General features: G+C 60.9%; 17 protein-coding genes and 5 pseudogenes. 3 read left to right on the top strand and 19 right to left on the bottom strand.

The features are described from left to right. The 3 genes and pseudogenes from pbpC to HLUSI_RS0116325 all read right to left on the bottom strand — a co-directional run. On the bottom strand, positions 1–2,117 hold a 2,117-nt coding region (pbpC, locus tag HLUSI_RS0116335), incomplete at its 3' end, for a penicillin-binding protein 1C (protein WP_050977727.1). After that, a pseudogene (locus HLUSI_RS29065) lies at positions 2,117–7,531 on the bottom strand (Ig-like domain-containing alpha-2-macroglobulin family protein). The gene pbpC and the pseudogene HLUSI_RS29065, both read right to left, overlap by 1 nt. A gap of 122 nt (positions 7,532–7,653) precedes the next feature. Continuing rightward, complete coding sequence (locus tag HLUSI_RS0116325; protein WP_016834993.1) at positions 7,654–8,535, bottom strand: LysR family transcriptional regulator; 882 nt, start codon at positions 8,533–8,535, stop codon at positions 7,654–7,656. 99 nt (positions 8,536–8,634) lie between these two features. Here HLUSI_RS0116325 and HLUSI_RS29060 point away from each other — a divergent pair. After that, positions 8,635–9,507 (top strand): annotated as a pseudogene (locus tag HLUSI_RS29060) (MFS transporter); the annotation flags it as partial. On the opposite strand, the gene HLUSI_RS31760 reads toward HLUSI_RS29060, so the two are convergent. Next, positions 9,492–9,836 carry a LysR family transcriptional regulator gene (locus HLUSI_RS31760; RefSeq protein ID WP_238534015.1) on the bottom strand — a complete coding sequence of 115 codons (345 nt, stop codon included), beginning with the start codon at positions 9,834–9,836 and terminating at the stop codon, positions 9,492–9,494. The pseudogene HLUSI_RS29060 and the gene HLUSI_RS31760 sit on opposite strands and share 16 nt — an antisense overlap. Before the next feature lie 120 nt (positions 9,837–9,956). Between HLUSI_RS31760 and HLUSI_RS0116315 the strand changes: the two genes are divergently transcribed. Continuing rightward, positions 9,957–11,126: an MFS transporter gene (locus HLUSI_RS0116315; protein WP_016834991.1), complete on the top strand. Its 1,170-nt coding sequence runs from the start codon at positions 9,957–9,959 to the stop codon at positions 11,124–11,126. Positions 11,127–11,243: 117 nt separating this feature from the next. Then, positions 11,244–12,164, top strand: coding sequence for an SDR family oxidoreductase (locus HLUSI_RS29055; protein WP_238534014.1), 921 nt, complete (start codon positions 11,244–11,246; stop codon positions 12,162–12,164). Between the two features lie 85 nt (positions 12,165–12,249). Here HLUSI_RS29055 and HLUSI_RS0116305 read toward each other — a convergent pair whose 3' ends face one another. The 15 genes and pseudogenes from HLUSI_RS0116305 to HLUSI_RS0116235 all read right to left on the bottom strand — a co-directional run. Next, positions 12,250–12,786 (bottom strand): phosphoribosyltransferase, encoded by a 537-nt coding sequence (locus HLUSI_RS0116305; protein WP_016834990.1) that lies wholly within the window; start codon positions 12,784–12,786, stop codon positions 12,250–12,252. A gap of 35 nt (positions 12,787–12,821) precedes the next feature. Then, entirely contained in the window at positions 12,822–14,135 is a 1,314-nt protein-coding gene (locus tag HLUSI_RS0116300; RefSeq protein ID WP_016834989.1) for an adenylosuccinate synthase, read from the bottom strand. A gap of 3 nt (positions 14,136–14,138) precedes the next feature. Then, a pseudogene (locus tag HLUSI_RS29050) lies at positions 14,139–14,843 on the bottom strand (ATP phosphoribosyltransferase regulatory subunit); the annotation flags it as partial. Further along, positions 14,839–15,621, bottom strand: a pseudogene (locus tag HLUSI_RS29045) (adenylosuccinate synthetase); the annotation flags it as partial. The pseudogenes HLUSI_RS29045 and HLUSI_RS29050, both read right to left, overlap by 5 nt. Positions 15,622–15,624: 3 nt before the next feature. After that, positions 15,625–16,492, bottom strand: a pseudogene (locus HLUSI_RS29040) (ATP phosphoribosyltransferase regulatory subunit). A 305-nt stretch (positions 16,493–16,797) separates the two neighbouring features. Further along, positions 16,798–17,682 (bottom strand): protease modulator HflC, encoded by an 885-nt coding sequence (hflC, locus tag HLUSI_RS0116280; protein WP_016834985.1) that lies wholly within the window; start codon positions 17,680–17,682, stop codon positions 16,798–16,800. Then, positions 17,682–19,001 carry an FtsH protease activity modulator HflK gene (hflK, locus tag HLUSI_RS0116275; RefSeq protein ID WP_029363612.1) on the bottom strand — a complete coding sequence of 440 codons (1,320 nt, stop codon included), beginning with the start codon at positions 18,999–19,001 and terminating at the stop codon, positions 17,682–17,684. Before hflK ends, hflC begins: the two co-directional genes overlap by 1 nt. A 102-nt stretch (positions 19,002–19,103) precedes the next feature. Beyond that, a complete protein-coding gene (hflX, locus tag HLUSI_RS0116270) occupies positions 19,104–20,258 on the bottom strand; it encodes a GTPase HflX (RefSeq protein WP_016834983.1) in 1,155 nt (384 codons plus the stop codon). A gap of 39 nt (positions 20,259–20,297) precedes the next feature. Then, positions 20,298–20,537, bottom strand: coding sequence for an RNA chaperone Hfq (gene hfq / locus HLUSI_RS31750; protein WP_034297704.1), 240 nt, complete (start codon positions 20,535–20,537; stop codon positions 20,298–20,300). 119 nt (positions 20,538–20,656) lie between these two features. Next, the gene (locus HLUSI_RS0116260) at positions 20,657–21,907 is read right to left on the bottom strand and encodes a ribosome biogenesis GTPase Der (protein WP_029363611.1); all 1,251 of its coding nucleotides are present in this window, start codon (positions 21,905–21,907) and stop codon (positions 20,657–20,659) included. Positions 21,908–21,913: 6 nt separating this feature from the next. Next, entirely contained in the window at positions 21,914–23,086 is a 1,173-nt protein-coding gene (bamB, locus tag HLUSI_RS0116255) for an outer membrane protein assembly factor BamB (protein WP_016834980.1), read from the bottom strand. 54 nt (positions 23,087–23,140) lie between these two features. Next, positions 23,141–23,791, bottom strand: coding sequence for a YfgM family protein (locus HLUSI_RS0116250; protein ID WP_016834979.1), 651 nt, complete (start codon positions 23,789–23,791; stop codon positions 23,141–23,143). Positions 23,792–23,818: 27 nt separating this feature from the next. Next, positions 23,819–25,171: a histidine--tRNA ligase gene (hisS, locus tag HLUSI_RS0116245; RefSeq protein ID WP_016834978.1), complete on the bottom strand. Its 1,353-nt coding sequence runs from the start codon at positions 25,169–25,171 to the stop codon at positions 23,819–23,821. Between the two features lie 74 nt (positions 25,172–25,245). Next, complete coding sequence (ispG, locus tag HLUSI_RS0116240; RefSeq protein WP_016834977.1) at positions 25,246–26,514, bottom strand: flavodoxin-dependent (E)-4-hydroxy-3-methylbut-2-enyl-diphosphate synthase; 1,269 nt, start codon at positions 26,512–26,514, stop codon at positions 25,246–25,248. A gap of 27 nt (positions 26,515–26,541) precedes the next feature. After that, positions 26,542–26,890, bottom strand: a 349-nt coding sequence (locus HLUSI_RS0116235; protein WP_016834976.1) for a DUF4115 domain-containing protein, incomplete at its 5' end; no start/stop codon positions are given.

Below are 26,890 nucleotides of genomic sequence, written 5' to 3'. Positions count from 1 at the left end.
ATTATGTGACAACGTTTTAGGCCCACGTGGCGGTGCTTGCCCGGCCACGGCATCCAGTCGTAACCAAGGTCGCCCGTCTTCTTTCCGGCCGTCCGTACCAACGACTTGCCGTCGAGCACCCAGCTCCCCTGCTTCACACCCTGCGCACTGAAACGCAAACGCTGGTGCGCCGGCGGGATATCGGGGTCGATCGCCACCAGCATGCCAGGCGTCGGATAACTGATTGCCGGCGCAATGTCGTTGGACTTCGCCACGCGCAGCAAGGATTGCTGCGTGCCGGGCAGGAAGTATTCGGTGCGCGCCGCCTCAAGCCGGTTTTCGAATTGCACCGGCTGCGCGATTACCGACGCCGGCCTGGCCGGTTCCTGCGAACCGGATTGCCGGTGCAGGTATTGCATCACCTCCTGCCATACCGGCGCCGCACCGGTGACGCCCGAGACATCCCACATCGGTGCGCCGGACGCATTGCCGACCCACACCCCGACCGTATAGCGCGACGAGAAGCCGACGCACCAGTTGTCGCGCATGTCCTTCGACGTGCCGGTCTTGACTGCGGTCCAGATGCGCGTCGACAAGGCGCTCTCCAAGCCGAATGTGCGCGCCCGTGCGCTACGGTCCGACAAGATATCGCCGACGATGAAAGATGCGCTGCCATCCATCGCCTGCTGATAGGCCGCGCGCGGATCGCTGGTGGTGGTGCGTACGCTGCTGTAACGCCCCTGGTTCGCCAATGCCCGATAGGCATTGGTCAGCGAAAGCAGGCTGACGTCGGCGCTGCCGAGCGCCAGGCTGTAGCCGTAATAATCGCCGGACTCGCGCAGGTTGAAACCGAGTGATTGCAGGCGCCGGAAGAAGCGCTCCGGCGTCACCGTCACCAGTGTACGCACGGCAGGAATGTTCAGCGACGAACCGAGTGCCGTGCGCATGCTGACCAGGCCCTTGAACTGCTTGTCGTAATTCTGCGGAATATACAGCCCGGCGGACGTGGCCAGATTGACCGGCGAGTCATCCAGCAGCGAGGCCGCCGTCAGCCATTTCTTCTCGATCGCCAGTTCATACAGAAAAGGCTTCAGCGTCGAACCGGCCTGGCGCAACGCTTGCACGCCATCGACCTGCGCCGCGCCGGACAGGGAGCCGCTGGAGCCGACCCAGGCCAGCACGTCGCCGCTGGCGTTGTCGATCACGACCACCGCGCCGTCCTCGATATTGCGCTCGACCAGCGCCGACAATTGCCGCCGCAAGGCATCGCTGGCGAAGCGCTGGGTTGCCGCGTCAATCGTCGAATACACCGGCTTGCCGGCATCCTTGAGCAGCTTGCGTCCCAGATGCGGCGCCAGCTGCGGTGCAGTCCCAGCGCCGCTTAGCTCGCCTTTTGCCGTCGCGCGCGCCAGCACCAGTTCGGTACGCCCCTGCAGGCCGTTGCATTCCTGCGGCGCCTGTTGCTCCTTCAGGATCGCGCAGGCGCGTTCCGACACTTTCGCCGGCTTGGCGTTGGGCGCACGGATCAGCGCCACCGCAATCGCCGCTTCACTCTGGTTCAGGCCGCTCGGATGTTTGCCGAACAGCACGCGCGACAAGGCATGCACGCCGACCAACTCGCCGCGAAAGCTGACCAGATTGAGATAAGCCTCAAGGATCTGGTCCTTGCGCCAGTTGCGTTCCAACGATTGCGCGATGAACACTTGCGACACTTTTTGCGTCATCGAACGCGCCGACGACTTGCGCCGCAAATCGTCGTAGATCAAACCCGCCAGTTGCATCGTGATGGTCGATGCGCCGCGCGTTTTGGTGTTCCACAGATTTCCCCAGGCCGAGGCCGCGACGGCGTTCCAGTCAACGCCGCTGTGCTGATAGAAGCGCCGGTCTTCCGAAGCGATCAGCGCATTGCGCAATGCCGGTGAAATGTCTTCCAACGCAATCCACGACAGCCGACGCTCGTTGGGATTGAGCCGCAACTGCTGGATCAGTTCGCCATGGCGATCGAACATGGAGGCATCCGACGAACGGACCGACTGCTGCACTTCGGCAAAGCCGGGAACGGCCAGCGCAATGCCCGGCACTCCCAGCAGGAGCGCCGCCGACACAGCCACCATATGCCGTCGCAGATTGAAGTTCATCATTGCGCCTTGATGCTCATCCTGGCGTTCGGGATTTCACCGAACATTTCCGGCGCATACATCGCCTCGACGGCCGTCGTCCTCACCGCTGCGCGTGATCGCCGAATCGCGCGCCAGTCCCGAACCCAGCAAACTCGCGCCGCCCGGAATCGGATCGCTCAGCACCACCCAGGTCATGTCGGTCTGCGCGTCGATATCCAGCGTCACGCGCAAAACGTCGCCGCGGCTGTAGATGCCCTGCTGCTTCTGCTCGACCGCGACTATCGTTTTGGTGATGCGATAGCCGCTCGAGAACGGCGACTTCAACGGCACCGCTGCCAGGCTCTGCATCGTGATCCACGGCTTACCGCTGCCCTCTTGCGAGAACTTCAGCGTGCCCGGCGCCGGCGTGCCCCACGGCAGTTGCAACTTGCCTCCGGAAACGCCCGCACCGCTCCATGCGTGCGCATTGTTGCCGGCATCCGACACCACACGCGTCGTGCCGGTGACTTTTTCGGCCTCGAAGGCGCGGCTGAATTTCTCCAGCGCCAGGCTGCCCCAGACGTTGGCGGTGGTGGTGTTCCAATGGCCGCGCTGCTGGCGCTGGATGGCGCCGCTGATCAGCTTGGGCATGTCTTCGCGCCAGGCCGGATTGTTCAGCATGGTCAGCACCAGCCGGTTGGCATTGCTGTCGCCGCTGGCCATCAGCCACCACCAATAGTCGCCCGCCTCATCCGAGAATCCCATGCGCGTGCCTTGGTAATTCAGGCGCGAACGAATGATCTGGTCAGCTTCGGCCAGGCGCTTGTCGCGCTCGGGAATCGTCGTCACGCGCTGCAGGATCGCAATCCAATCCAGCACCGCCGAGGTCGGCCACAGGTTCGGGTTGATCTGCACCGAACCGAGCATGGACGGCTGCACGCGATGATAGCGAGACAGCGCTTCCAGTGCAGCCAGCTTGCGCACGTCGAGGTCTTTTTTCGGCGACCAGAAATCGCGTGTGAGCTTGCCCTCGACGAAGGCGGCAAGACCGTCCAGCATCTTGTCGCGGCTCTGCAGCGGCAACGCATACGCCGCTTCGTTCGATGCCGCCAGCAGATACGCGGTCAACGTATCGCTGCCGCGCCGCGCGTTGGATTCGCTCGGCGGGAAGTAATACGCCAGGCCGTCGGCATCGAGATAAGTCGGCAAGTCCGTAACGATCTTTTGCCACAGGGCGTCATCGCGCAGACCGATCGCCTTCGACGTCCGTTGTTCAAGGCAGGCAAACGGATAATCGGCGAAGTATTTGCGAATGCCTTCGCTGCCGCCGGCCAGAGACGGCTTGAGCGAAATGTTCAGACCGCCGCGTCCCGGCAGGCTGTCGGCTGGCTGCGCCACGCTCATCGACGATGCCTTGTCGAGCTGGAACAGCGTGGCCTGCTGCACCGTCACCGGTATCGCCGGCAGGACGCGCTGCACGAACCGGATGCTGTCTTTGGCCGGTGACGCCGATTGCTCCTGCGCACCGATTTCCCAGCTCAGTTGCGACACATCTGCAGGCACCATGACCGGCCAAGCGACTTCGCGCGCTTCACCGGCGGGAATGGCGACATCCTTGTCCTGCAAGGCAATCATGGATGCCGGAGTACCTCCGCTCGCCTTCGCATTCAGGCGAATCTGCATCGCCCGCGTCGTGGTGTTGCGCACCGTGACCATGGCGCTGAACTGATCGCCTTCGCGCACCAGCGGCGGCAAGCCGGAGATCACTTGCACATCCTGCGACGAGCGGATGCTGGCCGTGCCGGTGCCGAACAAGCCGGCGCCGCTCTCGTAGCTGCGCCGTTGCAGCATCGCGGAGAGCAGATTCCAGCTGTTGTTCGGCTGCAGTTCGAGCAAGGCCTCGTCCACCGCAGCGAGCGCGATTTCGGCGCCGGCGGCCGGCTTGCCGTCGGGTTGCGTAACCTGCACATTGACCTTGGCGACAGAGCGGATCGGATAGCTGGCCTTGTCGGCGGCGACGGCAACTTTCAGCACGTGCGCGCCGCTGCCGACGGCGATTTCGGCGATTCCGAATTTGTACGCCGGCTTGGCCAGGTCGACCATGGTGCCGGGCGCCTGGTATTCCTTGAATTCATGCCACCAGTTGATCGGTTCTTTCCAGCCCCAGGTGAAGAAGGAATACCACGGCACTTCGCGCATGCGGCCGCGCACGGCCAGCACCGACACATACACGTTTGGCGCAAAGCCGCCCTTGACCGGCAGACTGATGGTCGGGTCCTGGCCATTCAATTGCACCACCTGGGTGTCGATAATGCCTTCGCGTTCCACCGCGACCAATGCTGTCGCGTAGCGGAACGGCATGCGCACCTGGAACCTGGCGGTCTCGCCGGGCTGGTAGGTTTTCTTCTCGGGAAGGATGTCGATGCGGTCCTGGTTTTCACCGTCGAACCACAACTCGCCCTGGCGCGTCACCCATACCGAGGTTTTGGCGAAGGAGGCGTTGCCGTTGGCGTCCTTGCCGCTGGCGGTCAGTTCGACATTGCCGGCTTCCGTCAACGACACTTCGCAGATCAGCACGCCATGCTTGTCGGTCTTGCCCGAACACAGCGTGCCGAGGTTTTGCGACGAACGCGTGTTTTCGTAAGCATAGAAACCGCCGACCATACGCTTGCGGTGCGAATTGGTCTGCTTGCTTTCGCCGCTGATTTCCACCGGCACGTCCGCTTGCGGCTGACCGGCGGCATTGAGCGCGACCATGGTCAGCGCCAGCTTCTTTTTCACCGAAACCCAGTCGCCGCCCTTGATGCCGATGACGACTGCCGATGGCCATAGCGTCGTGACATTGGAAACGGTCTGGATCTCGCCGTTCGGATCGTTATAGGTCATCTCGGTCAGCAACTCGCGCGGCGTCTTCAAGACAGGCAGCGACTTGACCGTGGTGCGGCCGGCGCCATTCTTGTCGAGCGTCACGGGCAACTTGTCGGCGACAATTTTCTGGTCGTCGTTGCCGGCGCCGTCTTCCCCGCCGGAGTTGCCCGCATCGAAGGAATAGCCTTCATACGCGGGGAAGCTGACCGGCTTGGCACGCATCAGGCTGGTGACGCGCACGGTTTGGCCGGAGGCGCCGCCGCCGTTGATGTAATTGAGCTGTACGTCGAGCGGCACTTCTTTCGGCGCCACCAGAGCGTCTCCCTTGCCTTTCCCCGTCACCGGCGTGATGCGTCCCTGCATCAGCGGCAGACGGAATTCTTCCACGCGGAAGCTGCCGCTGCTATAGGTGCCGGGCGCGTAACCACCCTCTTCGCCGTCGCCGTCGCCATCGCCATTGGTCTCGCTACCTGCTTTCGCAGCGCCGCGATCGAGCAGCACTTCATAGCTGCCGAGCTTGGCTTCCTTGGGAATTGAGAAGACTGTCTCCGCGTTCTTCTGATTGCGCCAGTTCAGCGCGAACTGGAATTCCTGCCCGCTGCCCTGGTGAATAATGCGCACACGCGTCGGCAACTTGTCTTTGCCGGCCAGCGCAAAACCGTTCATGCTTTCAAGGCGGAACTCATGTTTCATCGACACCGTTTCACCGGCGCGGAACAAGGTACGGTCGAAGATCGTGTGGGCGCGCGCGCTGGAGCTCGCGGATCGATCCGTCAGCAAATTGAAGCGCCACGACTCGATGCCGTCATTCCACGAGGTCAGCGCGAACGCCATGTCGGCGCGTCCCTGCTCGTCGGTCTTGCGGGCGCTGACGAACAGGCCGTTGATGGCGCCGTCTTGATTCTGCCCCATGGCGCAGACATCTTCGAGCGGTTTGGCGATGGTCGCCACGCCGATGGCATTGGTCTTGCCGCGCCAGATTTCGTCGCCCTTGCAATTGGAAATGCGGACGTCGGCGTCAGCCACCGGTTTGGCGGTATCCAGCCTGGTCACCCAGACCGCATTGTTTTCTCGGCCCAGCTTGACGTGCACCGACAGATTGGTCACCAGCGTGCTGGTGCGCACATACATCGGCGCCGGCTTGCCGAGCAACGAGGCGCCGAGTTTCTGCGACTCCAGTTCGACGACGTAAAAGCCGGGATCCTTCAGCGGGATGCCGACCACTTCAAACGGCCGCTCGCCGTCCTTGGCGTCGGACAAGGCCGGCAGGTTCAGCGTCTTCACTCCCGGCTCTTTCGCCAGCAAACCGATGGCGCGCGTATCGGGCGTCTTGCCGGAGGTATCGCCCCAGCGCTCGTGGTAGCGATTGAGGCGCGTCAGCCATGCGATCACGCCCTTGTCGCCGTCGACCTTGAGATTGGCGACCTTGCCGGGCAATTGGCTTCGACGCGTCGCAGGGTCACCGGCAAGGTGGCGTCGGCGTTCAGTTCGATGATGCCGAACGGCGCCGCCGGAAATTTCGCCAGCGGCGGATAGCCGGCGGTGCGCGACTTCAGCGGAAATGCGGAGGCATTGCCGAGCGCACGGCCGCTTTCGTCCTTGAAGCCGGACGGCAGATTGATGGTGAATTCACCGTTCTCGGCGAACGGCGGCTTGAAGGTCAGTCCGTAGACGGTGTCGTCGACATTGCCTTTTTCAAAGAAAGGCTTGAGCTTGCCGTTGCTGCTTTTGAGCTCCACCGCCTCGGCCAGCTTGCGCGGCACCGGCGAGGAGAACGACATGGTCACGGGACGGATAGGCGAGCACGCGGCGTTGGCGTTTTCACGTTCGCAGCTGAGGCTGGCGGTGAACTCCTTGCGCACCTTGAACTTGAAGGTCTGCGGAATCGTGGTGGCGATGCCGTTCGGCGTGGCGATGCCCTTGTCCCAGGTCAGCCGCACCGTGGCGTCATTGGGCAGGCGCTGCTGGCATTGCACGATGGTGACGGTGGCCGGATCGATTTTCTTGGCGAACTCTTGCAGCAACTGCTTGCGCGTGGCGTCGGCGACGAACTTGACCGGGATGCGCTCATGCACGCCTTCGGCTTCGCAGTACAGATGGTCGCGCACGGTGTCCTGATTGGCCGCGCCGTTCTGGAACAGGATGAAGGCCTGCTCTTCTTCGATTTCTTCGCCGCTCGGCATGTGGCGCACCACCGCCGGGCCGCCGGTGCTGAACTGGAATACGCTCTTGCCGCTCAGCGCAGCGCCGGATACCGCCTTGACGCCGGGCTTCAACGTAAAGGAGCAACGTGTGCCGGGCGGCAGGTCGCGCTCGAAATCATAGACCCAGTTCTTGCCGTCGGCCCAGCGTGAAGTCCCGGCCACGGCGCAATTGACATCGAACGGCGCCGCCGCCTTGGGATCGCCGAACTTGATGATCGGTTCGGAGAAGGTAGCGCGCGCCTGGCGGATCTGGGCCACCTCGCCTTGCGGTGAAAAGCCGGCAACGCCGGCGGCCCCGGCGTCGATAGCCGGCGACAAGAGTAATGCCAATGCCAGTTGCAATGGCGAGATCCAACGTGCAGTCCGGGAAATCAGGGGCATGCTTGCTCCGTTATATTTTTAATCAGTGTTAAGCAATTTTGCAGCAACGCATCATGATGGCGAATCGTCGTGACACGATCAAGACAAATGACACGTCGAATGGTTCTATTCCAAAACAGGCATTACAGCTTGCATTGCAAGAAATCGAGGAAGCAGCTGATCCGCCGCGAAATCCGGGTATTCCGATAATACACAGCGTGGATCTGCTGGCGGAACGCCGTGTGCGACTTTTCCAGCAAGCGAACCAGACGTCCCTCCTTCACATCGGCATCCAACATGAAATTGGACAGGCAAGCGATGCCTTGCCCGTGCAGCGCCAGTTGCCGGATGGTCTCGCCGCTGGAGGCGCGTAGCGCCGGACGGATCGGATAGCGGTCGCCGTCTTCATGCTGCAGCGGCCAGTTGTTGAGCCCTTCCGGCTGCGTGAAACCGATCAGTTGATGCTTGTCGAGGTCCTTGACCGTCTTCGGCGTGCCGTGACGGCGCAGGTATTCCGGGCTGGCCAGCAGTTGCAGCCGCGCCGAGGTCAGCGGTTTGGCATGCAGCGTGGAATCCTGCAGCTCGCCGATACGGATGGCGATGTCGGTACGCTGCTCGACCAGGTCGATGAAGCGATCGTTGGTGGTCAGGTCCAGTTCAATATCGGGATATGCCTCACGGAAGGCGCCGACGTGCGGCACGATACAGTGCAGCATGAACGGCGCCGAGGCATCCACACGCAGCTTGCCGACCGGCTTCTGGCTGCGGATGCGGATCGATTCTTCGGCGCGCTCCATGGCGGCAACGATCTCGCGCGCCTGCTCCAGGAATACCTGCCCTTCTTCGGTCAGGTCCATGCGCCGCGTGGTGCGCGTCAGCAGGCTGGTGCCGAGTTTTTCCTCCAGCCGCGTCAATGCCCGGCTGACTCCCGACGTGGTCTGCTCCAGCACCTCGGCGGCGGCGCTCAGGCTGCCGGCCTCGACCACCGCGATAAAGATCCGCATTTCATCCGACTGCATGGCCATTGTTGACTCCAATTCAAATATTTTTTGATTTTAACGGTATTTTTCTCAACAAAGATAGCCGTCACAATGCGATACGTCAAACCAACCTGGAGTTGCATCATGCCGATTGCTTTATGGGCGCTGGCCATCAGCGCATTTGCGATAGGAACCACCGAATTCGTCATCATGGGCCTGTTGCCCGAAGTCGCCGCCAATCTGGGCACGACCCTGTCTTCGGCCGGCTTGCTGGTCACCGGCTACGCGCTGGGCGTGTTTGTCGGTGCGCCGCTGGTCACCGCCACCACCGGCAAGCTGCCGCGCAAGACTTTGCTGGTCAGCCTGATGGTGCTGTTCGTCATCGGCAACATCGGCTGTGCAATCGCGCCGGATTACACCACGCTGATGATTTCGCGCATCGTCGCGTCGTTTTCGCATGGCGCCTTCTTCGGCGTCGGTTCGGTGGTCGCCACCGGCCTGGTGCCGAAGGAAAAGCAGGCTTCCGCGATCGCCCTGATGTTCACCGGCCTGACCGTGGCCAACGTGTTGGGCGTGCCGTTCGGCACCTGGCTCGGCCAGATGTACGGCTGGCGCTCGACCTTCTGGGCAGTTAGCGCCATCGGCGTGGTGGCCTTGCTGGCCACCGCCTATCTGGTGCCGCGCTCGGATGACCGGCAGGATGCCGACTTCCGCAGCGAACTGCGCGTGCTGGGCCGTCCTCAAGTGCTGCTGGGCCTGCTGATGACAGTGCTGGGTTTCGGCGGCGTGTTTGCGGCGTTCACCTACATCGCGCCAATCCTGACCGACATCACCGGCTTCCAACCGGGCGCCGTATCGCCGATCCTGCTGCTGTTCGGCGTCGGTCTGGTGGGCGGTAATCTGCTGGGCGGCAAGTTCGCCGACAAGTACCTGATGCCGACGCTGGTGATCAGCCTGGTGTTGCTGGCCGGCGTACTGGTGCTGTTCTCGTTCACCAGCCATTACAAATTGGCCGCCTCACGGAAGGCGCCGACGTGCGGCACGATACAGTGCAGCATGAACGGCGCCGAGGCATCCACACGCAGCTTGCCGACCGGCTTCTGGCTGCGGATGCGGATCGATTCTTCGGCGCGCTCCATGGCGGCAACGATCTCGCGCGCCTGCTCCAGGAATACCTGCCCTTCTTCGGTCAGGTCCATGCGCCGCGTGGTGCGCGTCAGCAGGCTGGTGCCGAGTTTTTCCTCCAGCCGCGTCAATGCCCGGCTGACTCCCGACGTGGTCTGCTCCAGCACCTCGGCGGCGGCGCTCAGGCTGCCGGCCTCGACCACCGCGATAAAGATCCGCATTTCATCCGACTGCATGGCCATTGTTGACTCCAATTCAAATATTTTTTGATTTTAACGGTATTTTTCTCAACAAAGATAGCCGTCACAATGCGATACGTCAAACCAACCTGGAGTTGCATCATGCCGATTGCTTTATGGGCGCTGGCCATCAGCGCATTTGCGATAGGAACCACCGAATTCGTCATCATGGGCCTGTTGCCCGAAGTCGCCGCCAATCTGGGCACGACCCTGTCTTCGGCCGGCTTGCTGGTCACCGGCTACGCGCTGGGCGTGTTTGTCGGTGCGCCGCTGGTCACCGCCACCACCGGCAAGCTGCCGCGCAAGACTTTGCTGGTCAGCCTGATGGTGCTGTTCGTCATCGGCAACATCGGCTGTGCAATCGCGCCGGATTACACCACGCTGATGATTTCGCGCATCGTCGCGTCGTTTTCGCATGGCGCCTTCTTCGGCGTCGGTTCGGTGGTCGCCACCGGCCTGGTGCCGAAGGAAAAGCAGGCTTCCGCGATCGCCCTGATGTTCACCGGCCTGACCGTGGCCAACGTGTTGGGCGTGCCGTTCGGCACCTGGCTCGGCCAGATGTACGGCTGGCGCTCGACCTTCTGGGCAGTTAGCGCCATCGGCGTGGTGGCCTTGCTGGCCACCGCCTATCTGGTGCCGCGCTCGGATGACCGGCAGGATGCCGACTTCCGCAGCGAACTGCGCGTGCTGGGCCGTCCTCAAGTGCTGCTGGGCCTGCTGATGACAGTGCTGGGTTTCGGCGGCGTGTTTGCGGCGTTCACCTACATCGCGCCAATCCTGACCGACATCACCGGCTTCCAACCGGGCGCCGTATCGCCGATCCTGCTGCTGTTCGGCGTCGGTCTGGTGGGCGGTAATCTGCTGGGCGGCAAGTTCGCCGACAAGTACCTGATGCCGACGCTGGTGATCAGCCTGGTGTTGCTGGCCGGCGTACTGGTGCTGTTCTCGTTCACCAGCCATTACAAATTGGTCGGCTTGCTGGGCGCCGCGGCCTTCGCCACCGTGCCGCCGCTGCAAATGCGCGTACTGGAAAAAGCCACCGGCGCGCCCAACCTGGCCTCGTCGGTCAATATCGCCGCCTTCAATCTTGGCAATGCCCTCGGTGCATGGCTGGGCGGCGTCACCATCGATCACGGTCCCGGCTTGCACGCAGTGTCGCTGGTCGCCGCACTGATTACCGCAGGCGGATTGGTGGTCGCGCTGATCAGTTGGAAGCTGGATCGCAAAACCGCTCCGGCGGTTTCGCTGAAGGCCGCCAACAAAGCTTGCTAAGGCCACTTTGAGCTTAACCTGTCCGGGAAACCATCACCATGAACACGCAAAAAGTAGCATTGGTAGTCGGCGCCCAAGGCGTCATCGGCCGCAACCTGATCGATCATCTGCGCGGCCTTGAAGACTGGAATATCGTCGGCCTGTCGCGCCGACCTGCTCGACCGCGACGACGCCCGCGCCAAACTGGGCGGCCTCCAACAAGTCACCCACATCTTTTACGCCGCCTACCAGCATCGCCTGACCTGGGCCGAATTGGTGGCGCCTAATCTGACGATGCTGGTCAATACGCTGGAAAGCGTCGAGCCGGTCGCCGATCATCTGCAACACGTCAGCCTGATGCAGGGCTACAAGGTCTACGGCGGCCATCTCGGTCCGTTCAAGACGCCGGCGCGTGAAACCGATGCGCATTTCATGCCGCCGGAATTCATGTTCGACCAGCAGACTTATCTCGAGCAGCGCCAGCAAGGCAAGGCCTGGACCTGGTCGGGCATCCGCCCGGCGGTGGTCGGCGGCTTTGCGTTGGGCAATCCGATGAACCTGGCGCTGGCAATCGCGGTGTATGCGTCGGTGTCGAAAGAACTGGGCCTGCCGCTGCGCTTTCCAGGCAAACCGGGCGCCTATGACAAGTTGGTTGAAATGACCGATGCGGGTCTGCTGGCCAAGGCCACGGTGTGGGCGGCGACCGATCCGCGTTGCGGCAACCAGGCCTTCAACATCGGCAACGGCGATCTGTTCCGCTGGAGCGAAATGTGGCCGAAGATTGCGCGCTATTTCGATCTCGAGGTAGCGCCGCCCTTGCCCCTGTCGCTGACTACGGTGATGGCGGACAAGGCCGAGGTGTGGCAGCGCATCGTCGACAAGCACGACCTGGCGGAATTGTCGTCGTGGGAGTTCAGCGACTTCGTGTTCTCCTGGGACTACGACATGTTCGGCGACGGCTCCAAGGCGCGGCGCTTCGGCTTTCATGCGTATGTCGAGACCGAGGCGATGTTCATGGCGATCTTTGACGACTTCCGTCGCCGCAAAGTGATTCCCTGAGGCAGCGGCGATGCGGGATTGCGGACATAAAAAAAGAGCTTACGTGAATGCGTAAGCTCTTTTTTTGGTCTCGCAGAACGGCGAATTACTTCGTCTCGCCCTTCTTGACCCATGCCGCCAACTGATGCGGACCAAGGCCGTCGTAGTCTTCGAACGGCTGGTGGATCCATGGATTGGTCGGCAGGTAGTCGAGGTGATAGTCCGGCTCGACGATCGAGCAGGCCTTCCACCACAGCACGGCCGATTTGATCTCGGTCACGGCCGGATAGTGCTCCTTGAGGTGCTGCTGGACCTTTTGCAGCGTTACGCCGGAATCGACCAGATCGTCCACCAGCAAAACGCGGCCCGACAGGCTGCCCTTGGTGATGGTGATGTATTTGGCGATGTCCAGGCTGCTGCGGATGGTGCCCGCGGCTTCACGGTAGGAGCTGGTCGACAGGATCGCCAGCGGCACGTCGAAGATGCGCGAGAACACATCGCCGGGCCGCAAGCCGCCGCGCGCCAGGCACAGGACCTGATCGAATTGCCAGCCCGATTCATACACCTTCAGGGCCAGCTTTTCGATGCTGCGGTTGTAGTCATCCCAGGAGACCCACAGGTCTTTGTCGTCGGATATTTTCATTATTGATACTCGTCGTACGAAATTGCTTTACGGGATTACTTGAACGGATGACGCAGGACGATGGTTTCTTCGCGATCCGGACCGGTAGAAATCATGTCGATGGGCACGCCGACCAGTTCCTGGATACGTTCGATGTAAGCGCGCGCGTTCTTCGGCAAGCCGTCCAGCGATTGTACGCCGACGGTCGACTCTTTCCAGCCCGGCATTTCTTCGTAGATCGGCACGCAGGCAGCGGCTTCTTCAGCGCCGACCGGGAAGATGTCGACGGTCTTGCCGTTGAGTGTATAACCGGTGCACAGCTTGAGCGACTCGAGGCCGTCCAGCACGTCCAGCTTGGTCAGGCACATGCCGGACACGCCGTTGATCTGCACCGAACGCTTCAGCAGCGCAGCGTCGAACCAGCCGCAGCGGCGCGCACGGCCGGTGACGGTGCCGAATTCGTGACCGACAGAAGCCAGATGCTTGCCGACGCCTGCATCGGTCGGCAATTCGGCCGGGAACGGGCCCGAACCGACGCGTGTGGTGTAGGCCTTGGTGATGCCCATGACATAGTGCAGCATGTCGGGACCGACACCGGCGCCTGCGGCGGCGTTGCCGGCCACGCAGTTGCTCGAGGTAACGAACGGATAAGTGCCGTGGTCAACGTCCAGCAGACTGCCTTGCGCGCCTTCGAACAGCAGGTTGGAACCGTTCTGGTTGGCGATATGCAGGTCGTTGGAAACGTCGGCGACCATCGGTTTCAGGCGCGGCACATTGGCCAATGCATCGTCCAGCGTCTTTTGGAAATCGACCGGCTGGGTCTTCAGGTATTGGGTCAGGACGAAGTTATGGTAGTCCAGGTTTTCCAGCAGCTTCTCGGCAAAGCGCTTTTCGTTGAGCAGATCGGCCACGCGGATGGCGCGACGGGCAACCTTGTCTTCGTAGGCAGGGCCGATGCCCTTGCCGGTCGTGCCGATCTTGGCGGCGCCGCGGGCAGCTTCACGCGCCACGTCCAGCGCCACGTGGTAAGGCAAGATCAGCGGACAGGCTTCGGATACTTTCAGGCGCGACGCGACTTCGACGCCGGCAGCTTCCAGCTTGTCGATTTCACGCAGCAGATCAGGCACGGACAGGACGACGCCATTGCCGATATAGCAAGCCACGCCGGCACGCATGATGCCGGACGGAATCAATTGCAGAGCAGTCTTCTTGCCGCCGATGACCAGCGTATGGCCGGCGTTGTGGCCGCCCTGGAAACGCACCACGCCCTGGGCGTGATCGGTCAGCCAATCGACGATCTTACCTTTACCTTCATCGCCCCACTGCGTACCGATGACGACGACATTCTTTGCATTGCTTTTCTGTAACATGGCTTAACCCAAATTTTTGATAATCCAATTTCCATTGCTGAGTTCCACTGCGCGGTCGCAGTCGAATTCGTCCTGGTCGTTCTCGTGTCCCGGGAGACTTTGAATCACGATTTCCCCGGCGCGGCGCAATTCCGCTATTTTCTCACGCAAACCTGCCTCGGTACCCCATGGCGCCCGAATTGCAGGCTTTCTTTCCGCGCCCGGCATCAGGCGAGCCAGTTCACGCAAATCCATGGAAAAACCGGTGGCCGGGCGGGCGCGTCCAAATGCTTCGCCGACATGATCGTAACGGCCGCCGCGCACCACCGCGTTGGGCAAGCCGGGCACGTAAGCCGCGAACATCACGCCGCTGTGATAGTGGTAACCGCGCAGGTCGGCCAGGTCGATGGTGACGTTGGCTTCGCCGGCCAGTTGCGCCAGCGCTTGCAGTTCGTCGAGCGCCTGGGCAATGCCCGGCAGCGCCGGCAAGGCCTTGCGTGCACGTGCGATCACTTCGATGTCGCCGTACAGCCCCGGCAACGCCAGCAAGGCGTCACGCGTGGCCGGCAGATAATCGTTGGTCAGTATGTGCAGACCGGGGATGTCCTTGGCTTCCAGCAGGCCGAACAGTTGCGCTGCCTGCTTCGCCGCCTTCTCGTCGTTGGCGATGATGGCGCGCAGCACGCCGACGTGGCACAAGTCCAGCCGCACCTTGCCGATGCCGGCCAGCGGGGGCCCCAGCGGCGGCGTTGCCGGCCACGCAGTTGCTCGAGGTAACGAACGGATAAGTGCCGTGGTCAACGTCCAGCAGACTGCCTTGCGCGCCTTCGAACAGCAGGTTGGAACCGTTCTGGTTGGCGATATGCAGGTCGTTGGAAACGTCGGCGACCATCGGTTTCAGGCGCGGCACATTGGCCAATGCATCGTCCAGCGTCTTTTGGAAATCGACCGGCTGGGTCTTCAGGTATTGGGTCAGGACGAAGTTATGGTAGTCCAGGTTTTCCAGCAGCTTCTCGGCAAAGCGCTTTTCGTTGAGCAGATCGGCCACGCGGATGGCGCGACGGGCAACCTTGTCTTCGTAGGCAGGGCCGATGCCCTTGCCGGTCGTGCCGATCTTGGCGGCGCCGCGGGCAGCTTCACGCGCCACGTCCAGCGCCACGTGGTAAGGCAAGATCAGCGGACAGGCTTCGGATACTTTCAGGCGCGACGCGACTTCGACGCCGGCAGCTTCCAGCTTGTCGATTTCACGCAGCAGATCAGGCACGGACAGGACGACGCCATTGCCGATATAGCAAGCCACGCCGGCACGCATGATGCCGGACGGAATCAATTGCAGAGCAGTCTTCTTGCCGCCGATGACCAGCGTATGGCCGGCGTTGTGGCCGCCCTGGAAACGCACCACGCCCTGGGCGTGATCGGTCAGCCAATCGACGATCTTACCTTTACCTTCATCGCCCCACTGCGTACCGATGACGACGACATTCTTTGCATTGCTTTTCTGTAACATGGCTTAACCCAAATTTTTGATAATCCAATTTCCATTGCTGAGTTCCACTGCGCGGTCGCAGTCGAATTCGTCCTGGTCGTTCTCGTGTCCCGGGAGACTTTGAATCACGATTTCCCCGGCGCGGCGCAATTCCGCTATTTTCTCACGCAAACCTGCCTCGGTACCCCATGGCGCCCGAATTGCAGGCTTTCTTTCCGCGCCCGGCATCAGGCGAGCCAGTTCACGCAAATCCATGGAAAAACCGGTGGCCGGGCGGGCGCGTCCAAATGCTTCGCCGACATGATCGTAACGGCCGCCGCGCACCACCGCGTTGGGCAAGCCGGGCACGTAAGCCGCGAACATCACGCCGCTGTGATAGTGGTAACCGCGCAGGTCGGCCAGGTCGATGGTGACGTTGGCTTCGCCGGCCAGTTGCGCCAGCGCTTGCAGTTCGTCGAGCGCCTGGGCAATGCCCGGCAGCGCCGGCAAGGCCTTGCGTGCACGTGCGATCACTTCGATGTCGCCGTACAGCCCCGGCAACGCCAGCAAGGCGTCACGCGTGGCCGGCAGATAATCGTTGGTCAGTATGTGCAGACCGGGGATGTCCTTGGCTTCCAGCAGGCCGAACAGTTGCGCTGCCTGCTTCGCCGCCTTCTCGTCGTTGGCGATGATGGCGCGCAGCACGCCGACGTGGCACAAGTCCAGCCGCACCTTGCCGATGCCGGCCAGCGCCGGTTAGCAACGACTCAAGATATTCGAGCAACGGCGGCATGACCATTTCGTAGCCGTACAGGCGGAAATTGTCGAGCATGCGGCGACGCAGCTCTTCAATCTTGCGCGCTTCGGACGGCAGGACGTCGGCGATATTTTCAGGAAGAAGCCAGTTCGGCATAAAACAATTCAATCAAAAAATATATCTGAAACAAACCCCGGCATGCACAGGAAAAACTCGGGCGAAACCGGGCAAACCCCACCACACGCGGCAAGGCACACGCGTCCGAAGAAGCGTATGCCTGAAGCACATCACATCAATGCTGGGGAAACAAATACTCGAAAGAAACGAAAAGAAACGTTAGAAACAGCGATAGAAACAGCAGACAACAATTCAAGTCAACAAAAACAGAGGACGCCCCGTGCCGGCGGCATCCATTTTCTGTTCGCGCAACCCGATATTGTATACCACGATCGGGTCGTGGCTTATTTCTTGGCGCTCGCGCTTCCGACGCCCTTGAAATACTTGAAGAACTCGGAGTTGGGGTCCACCACCATCAGGTCGTGACGGTTCTTGAAGCTGGCGCGATAAGCCTCGAGGCTGCGATAGAACTTGAAGAACTCGGGATTCTGTCCAAATGCCTGGGCGTAGACCTGGGAAGCCTTGGCGTCACCCGCGCCGCGGATCTTTTCCGCATCGCGATAGGCTTCGGCCAGAAGCACCACACGCTGACGATCGGCGTCGGCGCGGATCTTTTCCGACTCGGCGGCGCCGGTGGAACGCAATTCGTTGGCAACGCGGGCGCGTTCGGACTTCATACGGTCGTACACCGAATTGTTGATCTGGTCGACATAGTCGACCCGGCGCAGACGCACATCGATGATCTCGGCGCCGATCTGCTTGGCTTCCGTGGCAACCTTGCGCTGGATCGCGTCCATCACCTTGCCGCGTTCACCGGAGATCACTTCGCGCACGGTGCGCTTGGTGATTTCTTCGTTCAGCGCAGCCTTGACGATTTGCGACAGACGATCTTGCGCACGACGCTCATCGCCGCCGAAGCTGATGAAATACAGACGCGGATCGACAATGCGCCATTTGACGAAGGAGTCCACCAGGACGTTTTTCTTTTCGGCCGTGATGAAACGATCGGCGTCAGGCGTATCCAGGGTCTGGATGCGCTTGTCGATGTAGATGACGTTCTGGAACGGCGGCGGCAGCTTGAAGTGCAAGCCCGGCTCCGTCACCACCTGCTTGACTTCGCCGAGGGCGAAAACGATGGCCGACTGGCGCTGTTCAACGACGAAGATGGTGGTCGAGACCAGCCAGATGGCGATGACGGCGGCGATGATGCTGGTAATCAGGCGGCTCATTAGCGTACCTCCCGATCGCGGGAATCACGCGCATCCCGGTTGCGGGAATCACGTTGGACATCAGTTGAATACACTGGATCTGTTCCTGGAAGTGTTGGCGAGGCCGTGGATGATCCTGCAGGCGCAGTCGCAGGCTTTGCTGCCGCAGCGGCGTTGTCGGATTGCTGGATCAGCTTGTCCAGCGGCAGATACAGCAGGTTGTTGCCGCTCTTGGCGTCCACCATGACCTTGGTCGTGTTGGAGAAGATCTGCTGCATGGTTTCCAGATACATGCGGTCACGCGTCACGGCCGGCGCTTTTTGGTATTCCTCGAGCACCTGCTTGAAGCGCGCGGCGTCGCCTTCGGCGTTGGCGACGATGCGCGAACGGTAGGCTTCGGCTTCTTCCAGCAGACGCGAAGCAGCGCCGCTGGCCTTCGGAATCACATCGTTGGCATAAGCCTGGCCTTCATTCTTCTGGCGCTCGCGATCCTGCCCTGCCTTGACGGCATCGTCAAATGCCGCCTGTACCTGTTCGGGCGGTTGCACGCCTTGCATGGTGACGTTGGTGATCTGCACGCCCGATTTGTAGCGATCGAGGATTTGCTGCATCAACTGGCCGACGTCGAGCGCCACCTTTTCACGGCCTTCGTACAACACGAAGTCCATCTTGCTGCGGCCGACGATTTCGCGGATTGCGGTCTCGGCGACCTGGCGCACGGTTTCGTCCTGGTCACGATTGTTGAACAACCATTCTGCGGCGTTCTTGAGCTTGTATTGCACGGCGAACTGGATGTCGATGATGTTTTCATCGTCAGTCAGCATCAGCGCTTCCTTCAATTGCTTGTTCTTGGCGTTGCTGCGATAGCCGATTTCCGCCGTGCGCACCTGCGAGACGTTCACGATCTCGTGGCTTTGCAGCGGATAAGGCCAGCGCCAGTTAAAACCGGGCAACGTGGTGTGACTGTATTTGCCGAAGGTCATGACGACCGCGGTCTGGCCTTCCTGAACAATGAAGAAGCCGCTGGCCAGCCACAGGAAGGCGACGATGACGGCAATCACGCCGGCGCCGATGCCGGCGCCCTTGATGTCGCCGCGATTAAAGCCGCCGCCGTCACCGTTATCGGAACCGCCGCCACCGCGTTTGCCGAATAGCCGGCTCAGGCGCTGGTTGAAATCGCGCCACAGCTGATCGAGGTCGGGAGGACCGTCGTCCGGCTTCTTGCCGTTATTGCCGTTGTTCTGATTTTGACGGTTGTTGTCGTCTTGTGAACCGCGCCCCCATTGAGGGTCGTTCAACGAAAACTTTATACCGAGTTTTTTGAATAGAGAAACGAGCATGCGTTGCGATCCGGCTTAGTAATTGAAAAAATCAAAAGAGGGAATGCCCGCCAACTTCGAGAACCGCCCGGACGACCAGCTGTGGCGGTTCAAGCCAACAGATTAATGCGCTTGCGTATCGTGTACATCGTACACATTGTGCGCATCTTGAGAATCGAAAGTCTGCGATCGGGCGCCCCTGCGCACCTCGATCGACGACCTGAGCGAGTCGGCAATTGCCTGCCGCAACAAATCCAGGCCGGCGCCAGTTTTCGCACTGACAAAAACCCGGTGGATTCTACCATACTCATCATGCTCAATTGCCGGCTCCAGGTCGGCGGCATCGATCTTGTTCCAGACCAGAATCTGGGGAATATGATCCGCGCCGATCTCCTTGAGAACCAGATTCACCTGCTCGATTTGTTCCATCCGCACCGGGCTTGCTGCATCGACAACATGCAGCAGCAGATCGGCGTGGATGGTCTCTTCGAGCGTGGCGCGAAATGCCGCCACCAGTTGGTGAGGCAACTCGCGGATGAACCCGACCGTGTCTGAAATGACAACGTGGCCGACCTCGCCCAGATATACCCGGCGCGACGTCGTGTCTAGCGTCGCGAACAGCTGGTTGGCGGCATATACGCCGGCCTTGGCCATGGCGTTGAACACCGTGGATTTGCCCGCGTTGGTGTAACCGACCAGCGACACCGAGAACGTGTCATTGCGGCCGCGTGCGCGTCGTTGCGTGGCATGCTGACGATGCAGCTTGGCCAGTTGGGCGCGCAGGGCTTTGACGCGATCGCCGAGCAGTCGACGGTCGGTTTCGAGCTGGGTTTCGCCGGGACCGCGCAAGCCGATACCACCCTTTTGCCGTTCCAGGTGAGTCCAGCCACGGATCAGGCGCGTCGCCAGATGCTGCAACTGGGCGAGCTCAACCTGCACCTTGCCTTCATGGCTCTTGGCGCGTTGGGCGAAAATATCGAGGATCAGGCTGGTGCGATCAAGCACCCGCGTTTTCAGTACCCGTTCGAGATTGCGCTGTTGCGCAGGCGATAAGGCGTGATTGAAGATAACGATGTCCAGTTGCAGATCGGCTACTGCATCCGCAATCTCCTGCGCCTTGCCGGAACCGACAAACAGCGCGGCGTCCGGACTGGCGCGCTTGCCGGTTACGGTGGTAACAGGCTCTGCGCCAGCGGACTTGGCCAGCAGGAATAATTCATCCAGACTCGCGGCAAAATCGCTTTTGCCGAAATCCAGGCCGACTAGCGCGGCACGCATATCAGTATGCACACGGCGTGGCGCCGGCTGGATAAACCATTATTCCGCTTCTGCCGAATCGAGGCTCAGATTCACGGCACGGGCTGGTACGACGGTAGAAATGGCGTGCTTGTATACCATTTGCGTGACGGTATTGCGCAGCAGGACGACATATTGATCGAACGACTCAACATGGCCTTGCAGTTTGATCCCGTTGACCAGATAGATCGAGACGGGGACGTGTTCTTTTCTTAAGGCATTAAGAAATGGGTCTTGTAACAATTGCCCTTTGTTGCTCATGGCAGCTCCACTGTGTTGTTGTGATTAGGATTTGGAGGCACCTGACAAAATTTCAAGTGCTTTACCAATCTATGCGTTATGAATGTAAACGATTTCCTACCGACCGCCAAGATTCGGGATTATTTATCTGGGCGTGCGAAAGGATTCTTGCTCGAGCGGAACTCGATACGGAGTGGAGTGCCAACCAACGAGAAAGTTTCACGAAAATGCTTCTCGAGATAACGTTTGTAGCTGTCATCCACGCCTTCAAGGGCGTTGCCGTGAATCACCACGATCGGAGGATTCATGCCGCCCTGGTGGGCGTAGCGCAATTTGGGTCGGATCGAGCCTTTGCGGCGCGGCTGTTGATGTTCGACCGCTTCGATCAGCGCCCGCGTGAGCTTCGGCGTGGTCAGATTGGACATCGCTGCGGCATAGGCCGAGTCGATTGATTTCATGACCGGGCCGATACCGGTCGACTTCAGCGCAGAGATGAAATGGAACTTGGCAAACGACAGGAAACTGAGCTTGCGCTCCAGATCCATCTTGATCTCGTCGCGGCGATCGCTTTGCAGCCCGTCCCACTTGTTGACGCCCACCACCAGCGCACGGCCGGACTCCAGCACGAAGCCGGCAATATGCGCATCCTGCTCCGAAATGTCCTGTTGCGCGTCGAGCAGCAACAGCACCACATTGGTTTCCGAAATCGATTGCAGCGTCTTCACCACCGAGAATTTCTCGATCGCTTCGAACACCTTGCCGCGACGACGGATACCCGCAGTATCGATCAGCGTGTATTGCTTGCCGTCGCGCTCGAATGGAATTTCAATCGAGTCGCGCGTCGTGCCCGGCATGTCGAAAGCGATGACGCGTTCTTCGCCGAGATCGGGACGCTGCGCCAGCGCGATATCCAGTGCTTCATCCACCAGATCGGCGACGCCGTCGCCATGCGCAGCGGAGATCACATACGGATCGCCCAGGCCCAGCTCATAGAAGTCGGCGGTCACGGACGTGTACTTCATGCCTTCGGCCTTGTTGACCACCAGCATGACCGAACGGCCCGATTTGCGCAGGAAATCGGTAATGGTTTTGTCGTGCGGCGTGAGGCCCTGACGACCATCGACAATGAATATCACGACATCGGCCTCGACCACCGCCTGCTTGGTCTGTTTGGCCATTTCAAACATGATGCCTTCTTTGGCCACCGGCTCGAAACCGCCGGTATCAATCACCAAAAAGGGGCGCTCGCCGACCCGGCCTTCGCCGTAGTGACGATCCCGGGTCAGTCCAGGCAAGTCTGCGACCAGCGCATCACGTGAACGGGTGAGCCGATTAAACAATGTCGACTTACCGACATTGGGACGACCAACAAGTGCAATAACCGGCTTCATTAAATTTTATTCTGCCGCCAAGGCGACGACTGTTCCTGCTTGAGTTTGAAAAACGACGGCTTGCCCAGCGGCAATCGGCGTCACCTGAATCGGGCTACCGTCAGTGCTTGTGCGGGCGACGAACGCACCGTCATCGCGCGACAGGAAATGGATATAACCCTGATAATCGCCTACTGCGACCGCTTTGCCAACTGCTATCGGCGGCGACAGGCGGCGATAGGCCAGCTTGGCGTTGCGCCACAGCGCGGTGCCGGTGTCGCGGGCGAATTCCGTCACGCCGCCCTTGTCATCGGCCGAAAACACGAAACGGTCATCCAGCGTCAAGCCGGATTCGCTGGAAAAATCCTTGGCCCAGCGCACGTTGCCGTTGGCGACATCGAAGCAGCCGATACGACCTTGATAAGCCACGGCGCAGACATCGCGTACGCCCAAGCCCGGCACGCCGGATACGTCGGCAATACGTTCAAGTTCGGTGGTGCCCTTCGGATCGCCGACGGCAACTTCCCAGCGCGGACCGCCGTTGTTCAGCGCCAATGCCGACAAGCGGCCGCCCGGCAAGGCGACGTAGGCCGTTTGCGAATCGAGTACGATGCCCGGCGCAGTGCGCAGGGTCAGCGCCGGCAAAGGACGCAGTACGGTCCAGCGACGTGTGCCGTTTTCGGCGTCAAATGCGGTAACGCGGTTATCGATGCTGCGCACCAGCACCAACCCCGAACCTACCACCGGAGCGGACAGGACTTCGCTGGGCGCCTGGGCTTTCCAGAGCGACTTGCCGTTGCCGTCGAAGGCTTGCACGACGCCCTTCTCGCCCACCACGGCAACCACGTTGCCGTCGCTGCCGACACCGGCCGTCAATGAAGAACCGGCGTTGACGCGCCACACAGTCTGCCCGTTGGATGCATTCAGGCGCACCACGGCGCCGTCTGCACCGGCCGCGAACACGCTGCCGCCCGCGAAGACCGGGCTGAACTGGAAGACGCCGGCTTTGCCGACGGAGGCAGTCCAGACGGTTTGCGTACGCAGTGTTTGCTTGAATTCAACCAGCGCTGCAGGCGGATTGACTTCTTTCTTGCTCGAAAACAACGAACATCCCGACAACAAGGCTACGGTAGCCAGCGCGCTCAGTTTGATCGCCAGGGCAGCGGTACGCTTGGATACAACTTGTGACTCACGACGCATATGGTTTTTCCTCTTACCGGATTTCACGATGTTGGAGTGTTGTTATGGCGATGCTCAGGCCGCAGCCTTTGCCGGCGTGCCGCCGATGGCGTCGAGCTTCAATTGGATCAGTTGACGGCCCGGATTGCGCTCATCGGTCTTGTCCAGCGCCAGTTGGTAAGCGGTGCGCGCTTCATCGCGCTTGTCCTGCGCCACCAGAATATCGCCCTTGCGATCGGCAACGGCGCCGGCAAACTGCGCAGGGAAATCACCGGCCAGCAACTTGAGGGCGTCATCATAGGCTTTGGCATCCAGCAACAGGCCCGCCAGGCGAATCGACGCAATCGCCTTGTACTCGGCGTCGCGGCCATGGTCGATGACCCATTGCAATTGCTTCTTGGCGGTCTCGGTATCGTTCGCGCTGAAAGCTGTCTTGGCGGCGACCAGCGCACTCATCTGCGCGTAAGCGGTGCCGCTGAACTTGTCCTGCATGTCGGTCGCTGCGCGCAGCACTTTGGCGTTGTCTTTGGCTTCCGCCGCCTTCTGCTGCTCTTCATAGAGCTGGGAGGCTTGCTGCGACTGCTTGCGCTGATACAAATTCCAGCCGCTCCAGGCGCCATAGGCAGCCAGCGCGACGATCAACACCCAGGTCAGAAGATTGCCGTACTTGCTCCACCAAGCCTTGATGGAAGCAAGCTGTTCTTGTTCTTCGAGATCGTATGCCATGAAATAAGTCTAAAAGTGGTTCAGAAATTAAGGGTGGTAATGCACGTGGTCATGATCGTGACCATGATCATGGTCGCCGACGATTTGTTCCACGACATAGTCGGTGACGCCGTCGAAAGGAATCGTGACCTGATTGCTCTCGCCCTCGGCTGCTCGCAAGGTCTTGACGGTCGCCGTCGCGTTCTTGACTTCGTCTTCGCCGAGGATGACTGCAAACGCCGCGCCGCTGGCGTCGGCCTTCTTCATCTGCGACTTGAAGCTGCCGCCCGCGCTCGCCGATGCGCAATGTAGCACAACATCCAGCCCGGCACCGCGTAATCTTTCCGCCAGAACAAAGGATTGCAGTTGCGCTTCATCGCCTTGGTGGACCATGTAGACGTCGCATTGGTTCGGCGCATATTGCTCACCGCTTGCCTTCATCAGTTCCAGCAGGCGCTCCACGCCCATCGCGAAACCGCAGGCCGGCGTCGGCTTGCCGCCGAACATTTCGATCAGCGGATCGTAACGTCCGCCGCCGCACACCGTGCCTTGCGAACCGAGCTGATCGGTGACCCACTCGAATACCGTGCGATTGTAATAGTCCATGCCGCGCACCAGGCGCGGATTGATGGTGAACGGGATGTTGTTGTGGTTCAGGATCTTTTGCACGCCTTCGAAGTGGGCGCGCGATTCTTCACCGAGATAATCGAGCAGCTTGGGCGCGCCGTTGACCATGCCTTGCATGGTCGGATTCTTGGTGTCGAGGATGCGCAGCGGATTCGAATGCAGGCGACGCTGGGCATCGGCATCGAGCAACTCCCTGTGCTGCTCGAAATAGGCGATCAGGTCGGCGCGATGCTTGCTGCGCTCTTCAGCGTCGCCGATGGAATTCAGTTCCAAGCGAATGTCTTCCAGACCGAGATCGTCCCACAGGCGCTGGCACATCATGATCAGCTCGGCGTCGATGTCCGGGCCGGTGAAACCGAGCGCTTCCGCGCCAACCTGATGGAACTGGCGATAGCGGCCGCGCTGCGGACGCTCGTGACGGAACATCGGACCCGCGTACCAGAGGCGCTTCGGGCCATCATAGGTAAGATTATGTTCGAGCGCCGCTCGCACCACGCTGGCGGTGCTTTCCGGACGCAGCGTCAGGTTGTCGCCATTCATGGAATCGGTGAAGGAATACATTTCCTTCTCGACGATGTCGGTGACTTCGCCCAGGCCGCGCGAAAACAAAGCGGTCGGCTCGACGATCGGCGTACGGATCTGCTGGAAGCCGTAGCTCTTGAGCACCGAATGCACGGTGTTCTCGAACAGTTCCCACAGCGGCGCGTCGGCCGGCAGGATGTCGTTCATTCCTTTGACGCCGACGATTTTTTCGATTTTCTTGTTTTCAGACATGCTAATGATCTTCAGGTTTGTTCAGTCACAGGCCAGCCGGTAGCGGCCTGTCCGGGCGGAGTTGCGGCCGCGGCTCAGACCGCGGTTTGCTTGCCGTAATGCGTTTGCACGTAATCCAGCACAATGGTTTGGAATTCTTCGGCGATGCGCTCGCCGCGCAAGGTCATGCGCTTTTCACCGTCAATGAATACCGGTGCGGCAGGCGATTCGCCGGTGCCCGGCAAGCTGATGCCGATGTTCGCGTGCTTGGATTCGCCCGGACCGTTGACGATGCAGCCCATGACGGCGACGTTCATGCTTTCGACGCCGGGATACACGCCCTTCCATTGCGGCATCTGCTCGCGCAGGTAAGTCTGAATCTTGTCCGCCAAATCCTGGAATACGGTTGACGTCGTGCGGCCGCAGCCCGGACAGGCTATTACCATCGGCGTGAACTTGCGCAAGCCCATGGTCTGCAGGATTTCCTGGCCGACGATGACTTCGCGGGTACGATCGCCGCCCGGCTCCGGCGTCAGCGAAATGCGAATGGTGTCGCCGATGCCTTCCTGCAGCAGCACCGACAGGGCCGCCGTCGAGGCGACGATGCCCTTGCTGCCCATGCCGGCTTCGGTCAGACCGAGATGCAGCGGATAGTCGCAACGACGCGCCAGTTCGCGATACACGGCGATCAGATCCTGTACGCCCGATACCTTGCACGACAGGATGATCTTGTCGCCGGCCAGGCCCAATTCTTCTGCGCGCTGGGCGTTCTCAATGGCCGACGTTACCAGCGCTTCGTACATCACGGCCTGCGCCGGCCATGGTTCCGCGCGTCCGGCGTTTTCGTCCATGATGCGCGCCAACAGGGCCTGATCCAGGCTGCCCCAGTTGACGCCAATGCGCACCGGCTTGTCGTAGCGGCAAGCCGCTTCGATCATCTGGGCGAATTGACTGTCGCGCTTGGCGCCCTTGCCGACGTTGCCGGGGTTGATACGGTACTTCGACAACGCCTTGGCGCAGTCGGGATAATCATTGAGCAGCGTATGGCCGTTGTAATGGAAGTCGCCCACAAGCGGCACGTCCACGCCCATGCGATCGAGTTGCTCACGGATCGCCGGCACCGCCGCAGCCGCTTCCGGCGAATTGACGGTGATGCGCACGACTTCCGAGCCGGCGCGCGCCAGATCCTTGATCTGGATCGCCGTACCGATGGCGTCGGCGGTATCCGTATTGGTCATGGATTGCACCATGACCGGCGCACCGCCGCCGACCGCCACTTCGCGTTCGCCGTACCGGATGACGGCGCGACGGCTTTGACGGCGACCCAACGGGCCGGATGCGATCGGGAAAGGCGAAGATGACATACGTGCTTTATTTCAAATTCTTCAAATTCATTTCAGGCTCAGACGAGCCACGTTGCTGCTGCTGCCGGTTTCCAGATCCAGCCTGGAACCGCGCAGGCTGGCGTCGACCCCGGCCGCATTGCCGACCACCAGCGTGACCGGTTCATTAATGTCGAACGATTCGGTAGTGCCGGCCTTGAGCAAGCGCGAAATCATGGTCGACTTGTCGCCACGACGGATTTCCACCCACGAATCCTCGCGGAAGGTGAGGCGCAGCAAATCCTTGCTGTTGCTGATGTTCAGGCTGCCGGTCACGGGCGAGCCCGGGTTCACCGGCGCTGCCGCGACTTTCGGCTGCGCAGGCTCAGCTGTTGGTGCCGGGGTCTTCGCCGCAGCC

This window comes from Herbaspirillum lusitanum P6-12 (assembly GCF_000256565.1).
Lineage (GTDB): Bacteria > Pseudomonadota > Gammaproteobacteria > Burkholderiales > Burkholderiaceae_D > Herbaspirillum > Herbaspirillum lusitanum.
The sequence above is the reverse complement of the archived record's forward strand: the minus strand, read 5'-3'. Positions and strand labels throughout refer to the sequence as shown.

Excerpts from the sequence above, each read along its gene's own strand:
- HLUSI_RS0116325 (WP_016834993.1), bottom strand. The coding sequence starts at position 8,535 with ATGGCCATGCAGTCGGATGAAATGCGGATCTTTATCGCGGTGGTCGAG.
- HLUSI_RS31760 (WP_238534015.1), bottom strand. The coding sequence starts at position 9,836 with ATGCGGATCTTTATCGCGGTGGTCGAGGCCGGCAGCCTGAGCGCCGCC.
- HLUSI_RS0116315 (WP_016834991.1), top strand. The coding sequence starts at position 9,957 with ATGCCGATTGCTTTATGGGCGCTGGCCATCAGCGCATTTGCGATAGGA.
- HLUSI_RS0116305 (WP_016834990.1), bottom strand. The coding sequence starts at position 12,786 with ATGAAAATATCCGACGACAAAGACCTGTGGGTCTCCTGGGATGACTAC.
- HLUSI_RS0116300 (WP_016834989.1), bottom strand. The coding sequence starts at position 14,135 with ATGTTACAGAAAAGCAATGCAAAGAATGTCGTCGTCATCGGTACGCAG.
- hflC (WP_016834985.1), bottom strand. The coding sequence starts at position 17,682 with ATGAGCCGCCTGATTACCAGCATCATCGCCGCCGTCATCGCCATCTGG.
- hflK (WP_029363612.1), bottom strand. The coding sequence starts at position 19,001 with ATGCTCGTTTCTCTATTCAAAAAACTCGGTATAAAGTTTTCGTTGAAC.
- hflX (WP_016834983.1), bottom strand. The coding sequence starts at position 20,258 with ATGCGTGCCGCGCTAGTCGGCCTGGATTTCGGCAAAAGCGATTTTGCC.
- hfq (WP_034297704.1), bottom strand. The coding sequence starts at position 20,537 with ATGAGCAACAAAGGGCAATTGTTACAAGACCCATTTCTTAATGCCTTA.
- HLUSI_RS0116260 (WP_029363611.1), bottom strand. The coding sequence starts at position 21,907 with ATGAAGCCGGTTATTGCACTTGTTGGTCGTCCCAATGTCGGTAAGTCG.
- bamB (WP_016834980.1), bottom strand. The coding sequence starts at position 23,086 with ATGCGTCGTGAGTCACAAGTTGTATCCAAGCGTACCGCTGCCCTGGCG.
- HLUSI_RS0116250 (WP_016834979.1), bottom strand. The coding sequence starts at position 23,791 with ATGGCATACGATCTCGAAGAACAAGAACAGCTTGCTTCCATCAAGGCT.
- hisS (WP_016834978.1), bottom strand. The coding sequence starts at position 25,171 with ATGTCTGAAAACAAGAAAATCGAAAAAATCGTCGGCGTCAAAGGAATG.
- ispG (WP_016834977.1), bottom strand. The coding sequence starts at position 26,514 with ATGTCATCTTCGCCTTTCCCGATCGCATCCGGCCCGTTGGGTCGCCGT.